At 63.2% G+C, this 13,922-nt stretch carries 11 protein-coding genes; 7 read left to right on the top strand and 4 right to left on the bottom strand.

Going from position 1 to position 13,922, the window contains the following annotated elements; translation table 11 throughout:
* The first annotated feature begins 145 nt into the window (after positions 1–145).
* Genes waaF through ACF8EF_RS04365 form a run of 7 tightly spaced genes read left to right on the top strand, consistent with a single transcriptional unit; the run spans position 146 to position 7,106 of the window.
* Positions 146–1,195: a lipopolysaccharide heptosyltransferase II gene (waaF, locus tag ACF8EF_RS04395; protein WP_176683551.1), complete on the top strand. Its 1,050-nt coding sequence runs from the start codon at positions 146–148 to the stop codon at positions 1,193–1,195.
* Positions 1,196–2,254, top strand: coding sequence for a lipopolysaccharide heptosyltransferase I (waaC, locus tag ACF8EF_RS04390; RefSeq protein WP_176683550.1), 1,059 nt, complete (start codon positions 1,196–1,198; stop codon positions 2,252–2,254).
* Positions 2,254–3,378: a glycosyltransferase family 4 protein gene (locus tag ACF8EF_RS04385; RefSeq protein ID WP_176683549.1), complete on the top strand. Its 1,125-nt coding sequence runs from the start codon at positions 2,254–2,256 to the stop codon at positions 3,376–3,378. The genes waaC and ACF8EF_RS04385 overlap by 1 nt, the downstream gene beginning before the upstream one ends.
* Positions 3,375–4,181, top strand: coding sequence for a lipopolysaccharide core heptose(I) kinase RfaP (rfaP, locus tag ACF8EF_RS04380; RefSeq protein WP_176683548.1), 807 nt, complete (start codon positions 3,375–3,377; stop codon positions 4,179–4,181). The genes ACF8EF_RS04385 and rfaP overlap by 4 nt, the downstream gene beginning before the upstream one ends.
* Complete coding sequence (locus ACF8EF_RS04375) at positions 4,181–4,915, top strand: lipopolysaccharide kinase InaA family protein (RefSeq protein WP_176683547.1); 735 nt, start codon at positions 4,181–4,183, stop codon at positions 4,913–4,915. The genes rfaP and ACF8EF_RS04375 overlap by 1 nt, the downstream gene beginning before the upstream one ends.
* Positions 4,912–5,664: a lipopolysaccharide kinase InaA family protein gene (locus ACF8EF_RS04370; protein WP_392460591.1), complete on the top strand. Its 753-nt coding sequence runs from the start codon at positions 4,912–4,914 to the stop codon at positions 5,662–5,664. Before ACF8EF_RS04375 ends, ACF8EF_RS04370 begins: the two co-directional genes overlap by 4 nt.
* Positions 5,664–7,106 carry a lipopolysaccharide kinase InaA family protein gene (locus tag ACF8EF_RS04365; RefSeq protein ID WP_392460589.1) on the top strand — a complete coding sequence of 481 codons (1,443 nt, stop codon included), beginning with the start codon at positions 5,664–5,666 and terminating at the stop codon, positions 7,104–7,106. The genes ACF8EF_RS04370 and ACF8EF_RS04365 overlap by 1 nt, the downstream gene beginning before the upstream one ends.
* A 17-nt stretch (positions 7,107–7,123) precedes the next feature.
* Here ACF8EF_RS04365 and ACF8EF_RS04360 read toward each other — a convergent pair whose 3' ends face one another.
* From ACF8EF_RS04360 to ACF8EF_RS04345, 4 genes are all read right to left on the bottom strand, one after another.
* The gene (locus ACF8EF_RS04360) at positions 7,124–9,910 is read right to left on the bottom strand and encodes a dermonecrotic toxin domain-containing protein (protein WP_392460588.1); all 2,787 of its coding nucleotides are present in this window, start codon (positions 9,908–9,910) and stop codon (positions 7,124–7,126) included.
* A 66-nt stretch (positions 9,911–9,976) separates the two neighbouring features.
* On the bottom strand, positions 9,977–10,162 hold the full coding sequence (locus ACF8EF_RS04355; RefSeq protein ID WP_176683543.1) for a hypothetical protein: 186 nt from the start codon (positions 10,160–10,162) through the stop codon (positions 9,977–9,979).
* Positions 10,159–11,271 carry a PepSY domain-containing protein gene (locus ACF8EF_RS04350; protein ID WP_176683542.1) on the bottom strand — a complete coding sequence of 371 codons (1,113 nt, stop codon included), beginning with the start codon at positions 11,269–11,271 and terminating at the stop codon, positions 10,159–10,161. The genes ACF8EF_RS04355 and ACF8EF_RS04350 overlap by 4 nt, the downstream gene beginning before the upstream one ends.
* Positions 11,272–11,327: 56 nt before the next feature.
* Positions 11,328–13,760 (bottom strand): TonB-dependent siderophore receptor, encoded by a 2,433-nt coding sequence (locus tag ACF8EF_RS04345; RefSeq protein ID WP_176683541.1) that lies wholly within the window; start codon positions 13,758–13,760, stop codon positions 11,328–11,330.
* Positions 13,761–13,922: the final 162 nt, after the last annotated feature.

Genomic DNA, 13,922 nt, shown 5'->3' with positions numbered 1-13,922 from the left:
AGCAGTGTGCAATCCCTGTGGGAGCGGGCTTGCCCGCGAATAGGCCATGTGAGTGGTACACTGTCCGCCACATAGCCTGAATATAAAGAGGGGAGGCCAGGCTGGACCGCAGCCTGTAGCCTCCCCGAGCGTTTCTGGACTGAGCATGAGAATACTGATCATTGGCCCCAGCTGGGTTGGCGACATGGTGATGGCGCAGACCCTGTTCCAGTGCCTGAAACAGCAGCACCCCGACTGCGTGATCGACGTGCTGGCCCCCGAGTGGAGCCGGCCGATCCTCGAACGCATGCCTGAAGTGCGTCAGGCCTTGAGCTTCCCGCTCGGCCACGGTGCGCTGGAACTGGCCACGCGGCGGCGCATCGGCAAGTCCCTGGCCGGCCAGTACGACCAGGCCATCCTGCTGCCCAACTCGCTCAAGTCGGCGCTGGTGCCTTTTTTTGCCGGCATTCCAAAACGCACCGGCTGGCGCGGTGAAATGCGCTTCGGTCTGCTGAACGACGTGCGCAAGCTGGACAAGACCCGCTACCCGCTGATGATCGAGCGCTTCATGGCCCTGGCTTACGCGCCCGGCGCCGAGCTGCCGCAGCCATACCCGCGTCCCAACCTGCAGATCGAAGCGCAAAGCCGCGACGCCGCCCTGGCCAAGTTCGGCCTGGAACTGGACCGTCCGGTACTGGCGCTGTGCCCTGGCGCCGAGTTTGGCGAAGCCAAGCGCTGGCCGGCAGAGCACTATGCCGCTGTGGCCGATGCGATGATTCGACAAGGCTGGCAAGTGTGGCTGTTCGGCTCCAAGAACGATCACCCGGTCGGTGAGCAGATCCGCGACCGGCTTATTCCGGGGTTCCGTGAAGAGTCGTCCAACCTGGCCGGTGAGACCTCGCTGGCCGAGGCCATCGACCTGATGTCCTGCGCCCATGCCGTGGTGTCCAACGACTCCGGCCTGATGCACGTGGCCGCTGCGCTGAACCGTCCATTGGTGGCGGTGTACGGCTCGACTTCACCCGGCTTCACCCCGCCGCTGGCCGAACAGGTGGAAGTGGTGCGCACCGGTATCGAGTGCAGCCCGTGCTTTGACCGCACCTGTCGCTTCGGCCATTACAATTGCCTGCGTCTGCTGGATCCGGGCAAAGTGATCGCCGCCCTGCACAGCCTAAGCGGACCGGACCTGATCGATACCGTGGCCGAGGTCGACTAAGTGCGGGTACTGATCATCAAGACCTCGTCGCTGGGGGATGTCATCCACACCCTGCCGGCGCTTACCGATGCCGCCCATGCCATTCCAGGCATCCGTTTCGATTGGGTGGTGGAAGAAGGCTTCGCCGAAATCCCCAGTTGGCACCCTGCGGTCGACCAGGTCATCCCGGTGGCGATCCGTCGCTGGCGCAAGAACCTCTGGCAAACCATCAAGAGTGGCGAGTGGAAGGCGTTCAAGCAGCGCGTTCGCGAGCGCAAGTATGACCTTGTGATCGACGCCCAGGGCCTGGTCAAGTCGGCTTGGTTGACCCGTTACGTGAAGGCACCCGTAGCCGGCCTGGACCGCTACTCGGCCCGCGAAGGCTGGGCCAGCCGCTTCTACGACCGGCCTCTGTCGGTCGCCACCGGCCAGCATGCGGTGGAGCGGGTACGCCAGCTGTTTGCCATGGCCCTGGCCTACGACCTGCCAGAAGGCATCGGCAACTACGGCCTGGACCTCGACCGCCTGCAACTGCCGCCGGCTGCGCCCTATGTGGTGTTCCTGCATGGCACCACCTGGGCGACCAAGCACTGGCCCGAAGCCTACTGGCGCGAACTCGCCGAGCGCATGGGCCGGCGCAAGCTGGAAGTGCGCCTGCCCTGGGGTAATCCGGCCGAGAAGGCGCGGGCCGAGCGAATTGCCCTAGGCTTGAACAACTGCCAGGTGCTCCCCAAATTGAACCTTGCCGGCGTCGCTCGTGTACTGGCGGCGGCAAAGGCCTGCGTGGCGGTCGACACCGGCCTTGGCCACCTGGCGGCGGCGCTCGATGTGCCCACCCTTTCGCTGTTTGGCCCGACCAACCCGGGCCTGACTGGCGCCTACGGACGGACCCAGATTCACCAGGCCAGTGACTGGCCTTGCGCTCCCTGCCTGCAAAAGAAGTGCACCTACAAACCGAGCGCCGATGACCTGGCCCGGTTCGATCTGAAACGCGAGTGGCCGCTGTGCTTCACTCGCCTGAATCCCGAGCATGTGGCGAGCCGCTTGAGCGCGTTGCTGCTGGCTGAGGATGTCCGTTGATGCAACTGGCTTTCGTGCTTTACAAATATTTCCCCTTCGGCGGGCTGCAGCGCGATTTCATGCGCATTGCCCTGGAGTGCCAGAAGCGGGGCCACCAGATCCGCGTGTACACGCTGATCTGGGAGGGTGACATTCCACCGGGTTTCGAAGTGCTGGTGGCGCCGGTGAAGGCGATTTTCAACCACCGCCGCAACGAGAAGCTCAGTGCCTGGATGGCCGCTGACCTGGCCAAGCGCCCGGTCGACCGCCTGATCGGCTTCAACAAGATGCCGGGGCTGGACGTGTACTACGCCGCCGACGGCTGCTTCGAAGACAAGGCGCAGACCCTGCGCGGTGGCTTGTACCGTCGCTGGGGCCGCTACCGGCACTTTGCCGAGTACGAGCGTGCGGTGTTCGCCAAGGACGCCCATACCGAAGTGCTGATGATTTCCGAAGTGCAGCAGCCGCTGTTCATCAAGCATTACGGCACCCCGGTAGAACGCTTCCACCTGCTGCCACCAGGCATTTCCCAGGATCGCCGTGCGCCGGCCAATGCCGCCGAGATCCGCGCCGAGTTCCGCAAGGAATTCGACCTGGGGGATGACGACCTGCTGCTGGTGCAGATTGGCTCAGGCTTCAAGACCAAAGGCGTGGACCGCAGCCTCAAGGCACTGGCCGCGCTGCCGTCAGCCCTGCGCAAACGTACCAGGCTGATGGTGATCGGCCAGGACGACCCCAAGGTATTCCAGCTGCAAAGCGCTACCCTCGGCCTGGGCGACCAGGTGCAGTTCCTCAAGGGTCGCAGCGACATCCCGCGCTTCCTGTTGGGCGCCGACCTGCTGATTCACCCGGCTTACAACGAGAATACCGGTACGGTGCTGCTCGAAGCGTTGGTCGCCGGCTTGCCGGTGCTGGTGTCCAAGGTGTGCGGTTATGCCCACTACATTGCCGAGGCCGACAGCGGCCTGGTGCTGGATGAGCCGTTCGAACAAGAGCAGCTCAACGGCTACCTGCAGCGCATGCTCGAAGACCCGCAGGCGCGTGCCAGCTGGTCGCGCAATGGCCTGGCATTTGCTGATAGCGCCGATCTGTACAGCATGCCACAGCATGCTGCCGACGTGATCCTGGGGCAAAAAACCGCATGAAGCTGATATTGGCCGAGCCCTTCAAACGCCTGTGGGCCGGGCGTGATGCCTTCGACGCCGTGGAGGCGCTGCAAGGCGAGGTCTATCGCGAGCTGGAAGGGCGCCGCACGCTGCGCACCGAGGTGGCTGGCGAGGGCTTTTTCGTCAAGATCCACCGTGGCATCGGCTGGGGCGAGATCTTCAAGAACCTGTTCACCGCCAAGCTGCCGGTACTCGGTGCCGGCCAGGAATGGCGGGCGATCCAACGCCTGCACGAAGTGGGTGTGCCGACCATGACCGCAGTCGCCTACGGCGAGCGTGGCAGCAACCCGGCCACGCAGCACTCGTTCATCATCACTGAAGAGCTGGCGCCCACCATCAGCCTGGAAGACTTCAGCATCGACTGGGTCAAGCAGCCGCCCGAGCCGCGCCTGAAGCGTGCACTTATCGCAGAAGTGGCGAAGATGACCGGCGGCATGCACCGCGCCGGGGTCAACCACCGCGATTGCTACATCTGCCATTTCCTGCTGCACACCGACCGACCGGTGACGGCGGATGACTTCAAGTTGTCGGTGATCGACCTGCACCGTGCGCAAACCCGTGCCACGATCAGCCGCCGCTGGCGTGACAAGGACCTGGCTGCGCTGTACTTTTCGGCCCTGGACATCGGCCTGACCCAACGCGACAAGCTGCGCTTCCTGCGTGGTTACTTCCAGCGTCCGCTGCGGCAGGTGCTGAAGGAGGAAGCCGCGCTGCTCGCCTGGCTGGAGCGCAAGGCCCAGAAACTCTACGATCGCAAGCAACGCTATGGGGATGCACTCTGATGGCGAGTTGGACACTGGCGCCGGGGTACGAACACCTGGCGGCGGACTTCGGCAGCCTCGATGCGGTATTCGCCCTCCAGGGCGAACGGCTGACCCGCGATCCGCTCAGTGAGGTGGTACGCATCGAGCGTGACGGGATCAACTACTATGTCAAGCGCTACACCGGGGCCGGCAAGCACATGCGCCGGTATCTGGGGCGGCCACGCATCAAGGCCGAATGGCAAAACCTCAAGCAGTTCGCCAAATGGGGTATCCCCACCGCCGAAGTCGTGGCCTGGGGCCTGGAGCGCAACGGCCTGGCCTTTGGCCGTGGCGCGATGATCACCCGTGAACTGCCGCGCACCGAAGACCTGTCGGCATTGGCCGAACACAACGATCCGCGCTTGGCCGACCGCACCTGGGTCGACCATATCAGCCGTCAACTGGCGCGCCATACCCGGGTCATGCACGAGCACCGCTTCGCCCATAACGATTTGAAGTGGCGCAACCTGCTGGTCGATGACCAGGGCACGCTATTCTTCATCGACTGCCCCACCGGCGACTTCTGGCGCGGATTCATGTGGCGCCACCGGATGATCAAGGACCTGGCATGCCTGGACAAAGTGGCCAAATACCACCTGTCAGCTACCCAGCGCCTGCGCTTCTACCTGCAATACCGTGGCCGTGACCGGCTGAATGTGCGTGACAAGAAGCGCATTCGTCGGGTACTGGGCTTTTTCGAGGGAAGGGAATGACCGATTACCTGGCCAGCGCGGACCTCGCGCTGCTCAAGCGCCATGGCCTGGACGACTTCGAGGCGCTGTGGGCGCTGCAACTTGATGCGGTGGACGAACCCAACACCGGCCGCGGTGGCTGGAGCAGCGTCTTCCGTCTGGAACTCGAAGGCAAGGGCTACTACCTCAAGCGCCAGAGCGACTACCTGACCCGTACCTTGCACCGGCCGTTCGGCGAGCCCACCTTTGCCCGGGAATTCCGCAACATCAGTCGCTACCAGAAGCTGCGCATTCCGGCATTGCAGGCGGTGTTCTACGGCGAGCGCAAGCAGGGTGGCAAGCACCGGGCCATCCTGATGACCCGCGCTCTGGACGAATGGGCCGACCTCGAAAGCCTGCTGGCGCAATGGCCGCGGTTGGGTAAGGCCGAGCGCACTGGCATCCTGCAGGCCTGCGGCCAGCTGGCGCGTACCCTGCACAGCGCCGGCCAGGTGCATGGCTGCTTCTACCCCAAGCACATTTTCTTGCGCCAACGGCGTGACGGCTGGGATGCGCAACTGATCGACCTGGAAAAGACCCGTCCCCTGCTGCTCGGCATGCGTGACCGCCTCAAGGACCTGGAGCCACTGCTGCGCCGCGCCCAGGCGTGGAGCGTGCAGGATGTACGTACTTTGCTGGCTACCTACCTGGGGCAGCCCGCCGACGGCGCGCTGGTCGATAGCTGGCTGCAACGGTTGACGCAACGCCGTCGTGAAAAAGAGGCCCGCTGATGCGTTTGTCTGAATTGAAGGATGCCGGGCGCAGCCCATCGCTGCCCCTGAGCATCACGTTGGTTGATGCCGCTGGCAGCGCCGACTTGCAATTGCTCAGCCTGCTGCGCGTGCTGCCGGGCCAGCGTTATGTGGGCGCTGGTGTCTGGCGCGGTACACCGGTGCTGGCAAAGTTGCTGGTCGGTGGTAACGCTGCACGGCATTTCCAGCGCGAACTGCAGGGTGTGAAATTGCTGGCCAAACAAGGACTGACCACGCCGACGCTACTGGCCGACGGCCTCAAGGAAGGCGAGGGTGGCTGGCTGCTGTTCGAATTCCTTGACGGTGCCCAAAGCCTGGCCGATGCCTGGGCCGCAGTGGAAAACCTGCCAGTGCTGGCGGACGAGCAGCACCTGGTGCTGGGCGAAGCGCTCACTGCCGTGGCGCACATGCACGCCCAAGGCCTTTGGCAGGAAGACCTGCACCTGGACAACCTGCTGCGCCATGCCGGCAAGCTGTACCTGATCGACGGTGCGGGCATAAGGGCGGAAACGCCCGGTCAGCAGTTGTCGCGTCCACGCGTGCTGGAAAACCTCGGGGTGTTTTTCGCCCAGTTGCCCAAGCGCCTGGAGCCGTTCATCGAAGAGCTGCTGGTGCATTACCTGCTGGCCAACGCCGAGCATGCGTTGCCGCTGGAAGCGCTGCAGAAACAGGTGGACAAGGTGCGCACCTGGCGCCAGAAGGACTATCTGGACAAGGCTGGCCGCGAGTGCAGCCTGTTCAGCGTCCAGCGCACCCTTTCGGGCTTGCAGGCGATCCGCCGCATTGAGGTCGAGGCCCTGCAGCCTGTACTGGAGCAGGCCGATGCGCTGATCGACACCGGCCATTTGTACAAGACCGGTGGCGCTGCCAGCGTGGCGCGCATCGAGGTCAACGGTCGCCAGTTGGTGATCAAGCGCTACAACATCAAGAACACCGCGCATTGGTTCAAGCGCTTCTGGCGCCCGAGCAGGGCTTGGCATTCCTGGATTGAAGGCCACCGCCTGGAGTTCCTCGACATCGCCACGCCACGCCCCCTCGCGGTGCTGGAACAGCGGGTGCTGGGCCTGCGCAGCCGTGCCTACCTGGTCACCGAGTATGTCGACGGCCCGGACCTGACGGCATGCTTCGCGCCCTACGTCGAAAGCGGCGATGCGCCCGAGGAGCAGGTGGAGGCCTTGGTGCACGTGATGCAGCAGCTGATTCGCGAGCGCATCAGCCACGGCGACTTCAAAGGCCATAACCTGTTCTGGCACAACGGCCAGTGGTCGCTGATCGACCTCGATGCCATGTGCCAGCATGCCACCCAGCTCAGCTTCGCACCGGCCTATGCCCGTGACCGGGCACGGCTGCTGCGCAACTGGCCCAATGGCAGTGCCTTGCATCAGCGGCTGGACCGGTTGTTGCCAAAACTGGTCGACTGAGGCCGCCGGCTCCGCTGTCAGTGGGCCGGCGCTGGTTGATCTGGCAGTGTCAGCCAGTCACTGCTGCGCCCTGCCTGGCGAACGCGTATCAGCCACTGGCCGTTTTCGTGGCGCAGCACCGCCCACGGCACCACGCTGGCGTTGCTGGCAACGGCAATCTGCAAGTGGTAATGATCCGGCAGCAGGTGGCGGCGCACAGGTAACTGCCCGTCCTTGAGCGCCAGGTACAGCTGATCGTCAGCCTGAAAAAGCCCTTGTTCGATGTTTACCGGCAGGCCAGCCATTGGCACTTGCAGATAGCAGTCCTGCAGCAACTGCTTCAGGTCGGGCAACCCGTCGTACCAGAGCACCGGTGAGTCGATCACCCATTGCCCGTCGGCTTTGCGCTTGAGCGGTTGCTGCAGATAGGCATCTGGCTGGCCAGGGTCGATGGCCCGCCAGCGGTAGCCGTCGAAGCTGACCTGATAGTAGCGGTTGTCGTTGTCCTTGATGAAGTACAGCGACAGCCCACCAAACGCCGAGCGTTGTTCGTATACACCTTCATCGTAGATACCGTCTATGCGATAGCGCAGGCTGCTGCTGCCCGGTTTTACCTGGAGGCGTGCGGGTAGCGGCAGTGGCGGTGGTTTGGGGATCCCGCGCAGGGATCGGCGTAGCACTCTGGAACCCAGAAAACTGGTACCCGCATCGTTGAGGTGGCTAAGCGCCTGATAGGCATGCCGCATCACCCCTTCCACATCCTCTTGCTTGAAGGCCTCGGCGCCATCCCAGATGTCGATTGCCATGCGGCCGATCGACAGTACCAGCAACGCGCGGTTCGGCAGCAGCAGGCTGATGAAGTCCAGTAAGCGCCAGCTCAGCGCCATGACCGACTCCACATTCACTTCCCTGGTCGTCATGCTGTCGGCATCGGCCTGAGCAATCAGCGCCCGGGCTTCGGCCATGTAGTAGACGAAGAACAGGTCGTCCTGGATCTCGGGTGTCCTCAAATGCGTGCTCATGCGCCCCTTGTCCAGCAGCTGCTGCACCGTAGCAGCAGGCAGCAATGGCAGGCGTTCGGCCACATATGCTCTCAACGTGGGCTGCTGGCGCAATGTGCGAAGCAGTTCGCGGGTCGTGCGAAAACGGCGCCAGGCCCTGCGGTCCGGGGCATCCGGGGTGTACAGCACGCATGCCGGAGACTTGTAGGGGGTGCTGTTGAGCAGCAGCACGCCCTGCACGGTATGGCCCATGATGTTCAACTGGCGAACAGTGACCGGGTAGCCTGCTACTGGCGCACGCAAGACATTGTGTGGTTGGTCCAGCACTGCGCGCACCCAGTTGTAGCCATGTTCGAAAGGGTCTTCGCCAAAGTGTCCGGCGTAGTGCGCCTTGACTGCTTCAGCGCGCATGCGTGCACGGTTGACCTTGCTGTGCGCAGTCAGGCGCCATTTGCCTGCTCTGGAACTGATGAGTTGGGTGTGCAGGTACTTTGCGTAGCTGTCACCCACGTTCAGTTCCCGGACCATGTGCTTGACATACTGCGGCGTGAGCCCGGCGGGCATGGCTTTGCCGTGGGCATGGATCACCCGGGCAGTCAGCCAGTAGTCGGTATCGAACCACGGCAAGTTCTTGAGGGCGATCTCTTCGAGGGTGTTGATTTCCTCGACCATCTCCACCATCTCGTGGCCCACGCGTCGCATGCCTACATAGGTGACATAGGACGAGAGGGCGAAGGGATGCATGATTGCGCCCGTGCGGCGGGCGCGTACGACCACGATCTTGATCTCGCGAGGATCTGTTTCGTACCCCAGGTCATGGCTCAGGCGCTCGCGAAGGCGTGCGTTGGCCCAGGCCAGCAGGCTATTGCGTTGCTTGAAGTCGTCAAGGCTCAGCACTCCCGGGGCAGCAGCCTGCTCGGCGATTGCCACCAGCGTTTGCATGGCCTGCATCATATGGCTCAGGCCTTGCGCAGATGTATTGCGCAGCCAGTTGGGCAGGTTCTTCTCAAGCAATTGGGAGTAGCGTGTTTGCAGGATGGGCTTGGCGCCGACTTCGTGCCATAGCGCTAGGGCTTCATGTATTCGGGTGTGCTGGTCGGGTGAGCCGTTGCTCCACAAGCCGGTGTCACTCAGGCGTTGGCGTTGGGCTTCTATCACGCTGTCGATCTGGGCCTCCAGCAGGCTGTCGGCGTACCATTCATAGCGCAGGCGCTGTGACCGGCGAGCGCGGTCCGCCTGCGTGTCAGTGTACAGATGCAGCAGCGGTCTGCTCTGGAGTGGGTCTTCCAGGCGTTCGCAAAGCTCCAGGTGCAGTGCGGCAAGGGAGTCGAAGGCCTCGATGCCTTGTGACAGGCTGCACAGCAAGGCAGCGCCTGCGGCATCCTGAGGCGTGAGCATAGGGCCTTCGGGGGTACCGGCAACGATGATCAGTGTGCCTGGCAGGTAGCTTCGCCAGTTGGGCCGTAGGCCTTCCAGCAGAACGCGGTAGACCTGTGGCCTTTTGGCCAGGGGCATATGCCTGCGCTGGGAGGGTAGTGGCTGTTGCAGGCAGGCCCATAGTTGATCGGCTGAGCGGTAGCCCAAGGTCTCGTCGCCCAGGCGCAGTTCAACCTCGGCCAGCATCAGCGCCTTGCGCAGTGCCAGCAGCTTTTGTCTGGGGGTTTCGCCTTGCTCATCGGCCGTGGTCCAGAAGCTGGCCAGTTCGCCGTGCAGCCAGGTGCGTGTGTCGGGGTCGATGGGGTGTTGAAGGTCGAGGGTCGGGAGGCCGTCGAGCAGGTCACCGATTTGTCGGTCGATCTGTTCCAGTTGTTCGAGGGGGCGCATGGGGCGGGTCCTTGGTTGAGGAAACCCCATGCTTGGCAATAGCTGCGGTTGCGGGGTGGTAGCGGGCTAGTGCCCCCGACGCCAGAGCAGCCCGCGCAGGCTCAGCAGGGCCGGCAGGCCCAGGCCGGCCCAGGCCAGAACGTCCCAGCCACCGTCGCCGAGCAGTGCGGCGAACAGGCCCAGGAAGCCAAGCAGGGAAATCAACGCTGGCCAGGCGAAGAGGCGTGCAGTGGCTTGTGACCTGTGGCTCATGCGCGCGCCTCCCTGGGTTTACGCTGCTTGCCCCACCACAGGTAGAGGCCGCTGCCGAGCACGATGATTGTCAGCACGTCCAGTAACGCCCAGAGGATCTGCATCGGTCGCCCGCCGTAGTCGCCGAAATGCAGTGGCTGCGACAGGCCCATGGCATCCATGTACCAGGGACGGTCGCCTACGGCAGTCACTTCAAGGGTGCGAGCATCGATCAGTACCGGCGTGAACAGGTGCGAACTCAGGTGGGTGGCACCGTTCATGAACACCGCATAGTGGTGCTCGCTGGAGAAACGCGTGCCTGGAAACGCGATGAAATCCGGGCGCATGCCGGGTGCGGCCTGCTCGGCAATTTCCAGCAGGCGAGTGGCTGGGGCGCGCTCGACGAGCGGCGGGGCGTCGCGGTAGGGGGCAACCATCGCAGCCAGGCTGTCATTGCGCCAGGCCGCGATGACCAGGTCGGACAGGGCACTGATTACCCCGGTCACGCTCACCGTCAATGCCCAGGCCAGGGTGACCACGCCGATCAGGTTATGCAGGTCGAGCCAGCGCAGGCGGCGGGATTTCTTGTGGCGTACGGTGCCGAATTCCAGGCGGCGCATGAATGGCGCATAGAGCACGGTGCCGGAGACAATCGCGACGATGAACAATACGCCCATGAAGGCCAGCAGCAGCTTGCCCGGCAGGCCTGCGAACATGTCCACATGCAGGCGCAGCATCAGCATCATGAAACCGCCGTTGGCGGCCGGCATGGCCACCGCCTCGCCGGTGCGTGCATCGAGCATGAAGGTATGCGACAGGTTGGGATCGGTGCCGGCGGTGGCGGCGGTAATGGCGACCACGCCGTTGGGCTCGTCTTCATCGTAGCCGAAGTACTGCATGACCTCGCCGGGGCGATGTTGTTCGGCCTTGAGCACCAGTTGCTGCAGGCCGAGGTGCGGGGTGCCTGCCGGCATTTCACGCAGTTCAGGGGCGTCGCCTAGCAGGTGTTCGAGTTCGTGGTGGAAGATCAGCGGCAGGCCGGTGACTGCCAGCAACAGCAGGAACAGGGTACAGACCAGGCTGCTCCAGGTGTGGATCAAGGACCAGCGGCGGATGGTGGGGCTTTTCATCACGGTACCGATTGTTGTCGGTTGGAACCCGGGGCCGCAAGGCGGCCCCAGTTCACTCAGAACTTGTAAGTGGCGCTGGCGACAACGCTGCGCTCATCGCCGTAATAGCAGTAGTACGAGTCACAAGTAGAGAGGTAATCCTTGTTCAGCAAGTTGGTGGCGGTGACCGCTACCGACGCGCCCTTCAGGCTGCCGTTCAGGCGACCCAGGTCGTAATGCACCGACCCATCGAAGACGGTGTAGGCCTTGGCCTTGCCCAGGTAGGTATTGCCTTGGTCACCGTAGGTATTACCGGTATAACGCGCGCCCAGGCCGATGCCGAAGCCGTCGAGTACGCCTGAGTGCCAGGTGTAGTCGCCCCAGATGGACGCTTGCTGGTTCGGCATCAGTTGCAGACGGTTGCCTTTGAAATCGCCGTCCTGAACCTCGGACTTGGCCAGGGTGTAGGCGGCAATGACCTTCAGGTTGTCGGTCACATCGGAAACCGCTTCCAGCTCAAGGCCGCGGACTTTCACTTCACCGGTCTGACTGGTGATGGTCACACCACCGACCGTGTTGGTGACCGAGACGTTTTTCTGAGTCAGGTCGTACACGGCTGCCGACAACAGGGTGTTGGACCCCGGCGGCTGATACTTCACGCCCAGCTCCCACTGCTTGCCTTCGGTGGGCTTGAACGAATCCGAGGCCGACACACTGGCATTGCTGGACGGCTGGAACGACTCGGCATAGGACAGGTACGGCACGAAGCCCGAGTCGAACACGTAGCTGATGGCTGCGTTACCGCTGAATTTCTTGTCCCGCTGGGTATTGGTGGCATCACCCTGGTTGAAGAACTTGGTGCCGGTATGCACCCAGTCTTCACGACCGCCCAGGGTCAGGCGCCAGTTACCAAGCGCCATCTGGTCCTGCACATACAGGCCGGTCTGACGGGTTTTCTGGTTGTAGTCGTAAAACGCGGTCGAGCGATCCGGGCGAGTGATCGGCAACCCGTAGACCGGGTTGTTGACGTTGCTGTCCGGCACGTTGAAGTCGAAGATCGACAGGTAGTTGGTGTTGATGCGCTGGTGGTCCAGGCCGATCAACAGCGTGTGGTCGATGTCCCCGGTAGCGAAGTCCGCCTGGAAGTTGTTGTCCACCGCGAACTGGCTGATGTCTTCATCGGTGTTGGTGGACATGCGGCTGACAGTGCCATCGTCCTGCACCGGTGGCGAGCTCTTGTTGTAACTGCCAGGGGTGATGGTCTGGAACGACAGGTCCGACTTGGTGTAGCGCAGGTTCTGGCGGAACTGCCAGACGTCATTGATGCGGTGTTCGAAGGCGTAACCCAGCGCGTAGTAAGTACGGTCGTAGAACTCGTAGTCCGGGTCACCCAGGTTCTTGTGGTGCGAGATCTTGCCGAATGGCATGTCGATTTTGGTGCCCTGGATGGGCCGGAACTGGCTGGTGGCACCGGTATCGTCACGGGTGAACTGGGTGAGGAAGGTCAGCGTCGTGTCTTCGTCGATGTTCCAGGTCAGGCTTGGGGCAATGTTGTAGCGCTTGTTGTCAATGTGGTCAATTTGCGTGCCACTGTCACGGATAACGCCACTGAGGCCATAGAGAAAGCGACCTTCATCGTCGATCTTGCCGGTGCTGGCGAAGTTGATCTGGCGATGGTTGTCGCTGCCGTATTGAAGCTCGATTTCGTGAGCGCTTTCCGCTTGCGGGCGGCGGCTGACCATGTCCAGCAGGCCGCCAGGTGGGGTCTGGCCGTAGATCGAAGAGGCCGGGCCGCGCAGCAGGGCGAGGCGGTCGAGGTTCCAGGTTTCGGCTTTCGGGTTGGCGTACACGCCGCGGGGCAGCGGCAGGCCATCGAGGAACTGCGTTGGCTCGAAGCCGCGCACGCGCATCCAGTCATAACGGGTGTCGCTGCCGAAGCTGGCGGAGACGATGCCTGGCATGTAGCGCACTGCATCATCCAGGCTGTGTACACCGCGGTCTTTCATTTGCTCGCGGGTGGCGACAGAGATGGAACGGGGGACTTCCACAAGTGCCGTGTCAGTCTTGGTGCCAGCAGCGGTGCGCTTGGCCACGTAGCCTTCAACCGGGCCCCAGGCGCTTTCGCTGGCGCTGGTGGCATTCACGGTGGTTTCCGGCAAGGCCAGGGTGCCATCCGGCACGGCCACCAGGCTGTAGCTGCCCGCAGTGCTCTGCTGCAACTGCAGGCCGGTACCGCTCAGGGCGGCTTGCAGGGCGCCCAGGCCGTCGTATTGGCCGCTGACCGGGGCCGAGGTGCGGCCGCTGACCAGTGCCGGGTCGATGGCCAAGGCAATGCCGGCCTGGCTGGCGATCTGGTTGAGGGTGGTGGCCAGTGGCGCGCTGGGCAGGTTGTAGGCGCGCGACGTGGATTGCTCGGCGGCGAACAAGACAGGGCTGGTCAGCGGGGCAGCCAGGCCGATGGCCAGGGCCATCAGGCTGGGGCGCAGGATATGATCAACGGCACGGGACATGCGGCGGTTCCTCGACGGGTAAGTGCTTGCTGCTTCCTTGCCGAGCGAGATCTGAAAAGTGACAGGGTGAATCTGAAAAATATTGAGAATTATTTAAAATGGGTTTTGCCAGCACCGGCCTCTTCGCGGGTGAACCCGCTCCTACGATGACCCCAATGTGTG

It is taken from the genome of Pseudomonas sp. zjy_15 (genome assembly GCF_043101865.1).
In the GTDB taxonomy this organism is placed as follows: domain Bacteria; phylum Pseudomonadota; class Gammaproteobacteria; order Pseudomonadales; family Pseudomonadaceae; genus Aquipseudomonas; species Aquipseudomonas putida_Y.
This window is presented reverse-complemented; position numbering and strand designations above follow the sequence as displayed.

Coding starts and splice junctions, on each gene's coding strand:
- ACF8EF_RS04350 (WP_176683542.1), bottom strand. CDS start 11,271: ATGAAAAGCCCCACCATCCGCCGCTGGTCCTTGATCCACACCTGGAGC.
- ACF8EF_RS04375 (WP_176683547.1), top strand. CDS start 4,181: ATGGCGAGTTGGACACTGGCGCCGGGGTACGAACACCTGGCGGCGGAC.
- ACF8EF_RS04370 (WP_392460591.1), top strand. CDS start 4,912: ATGACCGATTACCTGGCCAGCGCGGACCTCGCGCTGCTCAAGCGCCAT.
- ACF8EF_RS04360 (WP_392460588.1), bottom strand. CDS start 9,910: ATGCGCCCCCTCGAACAACTGGAACAGATCGACCGACAAATCGGTGAC.
- ACF8EF_RS04355 (WP_176683543.1), bottom strand. CDS start 10,162: ATGAGCCACAGGTCACAAGCCACTGCACGCCTCTTCGCCTGGCCAGCG.
- ACF8EF_RS04345 (WP_176683541.1), bottom strand. CDS start 13,760: ATGTCCCGTGCCGTTGATCATATCCTGCGCCCCAGCCTGATGGCCCTG.
- ACF8EF_RS04365 (WP_392460589.1), top strand. CDS start 5,664: ATGCGTTTGTCTGAATTGAAGGATGCCGGGCGCAGCCCATCGCTGCCC.
- ACF8EF_RS04385 (WP_176683549.1), top strand. CDS start 2,254: ATGCAACTGGCTTTCGTGCTTTACAAATATTTCCCCTTCGGCGGGCTG.
- rfaP (WP_176683548.1), top strand. CDS start 3,375: ATGAAGCTGATATTGGCCGAGCCCTTCAAACGCCTGTGGGCCGGGCGT.
- waaF (WP_176683551.1), top strand. CDS start 146: ATGAGAATACTGATCATTGGCCCCAGCTGGGTTGGCGACATGGTGATG.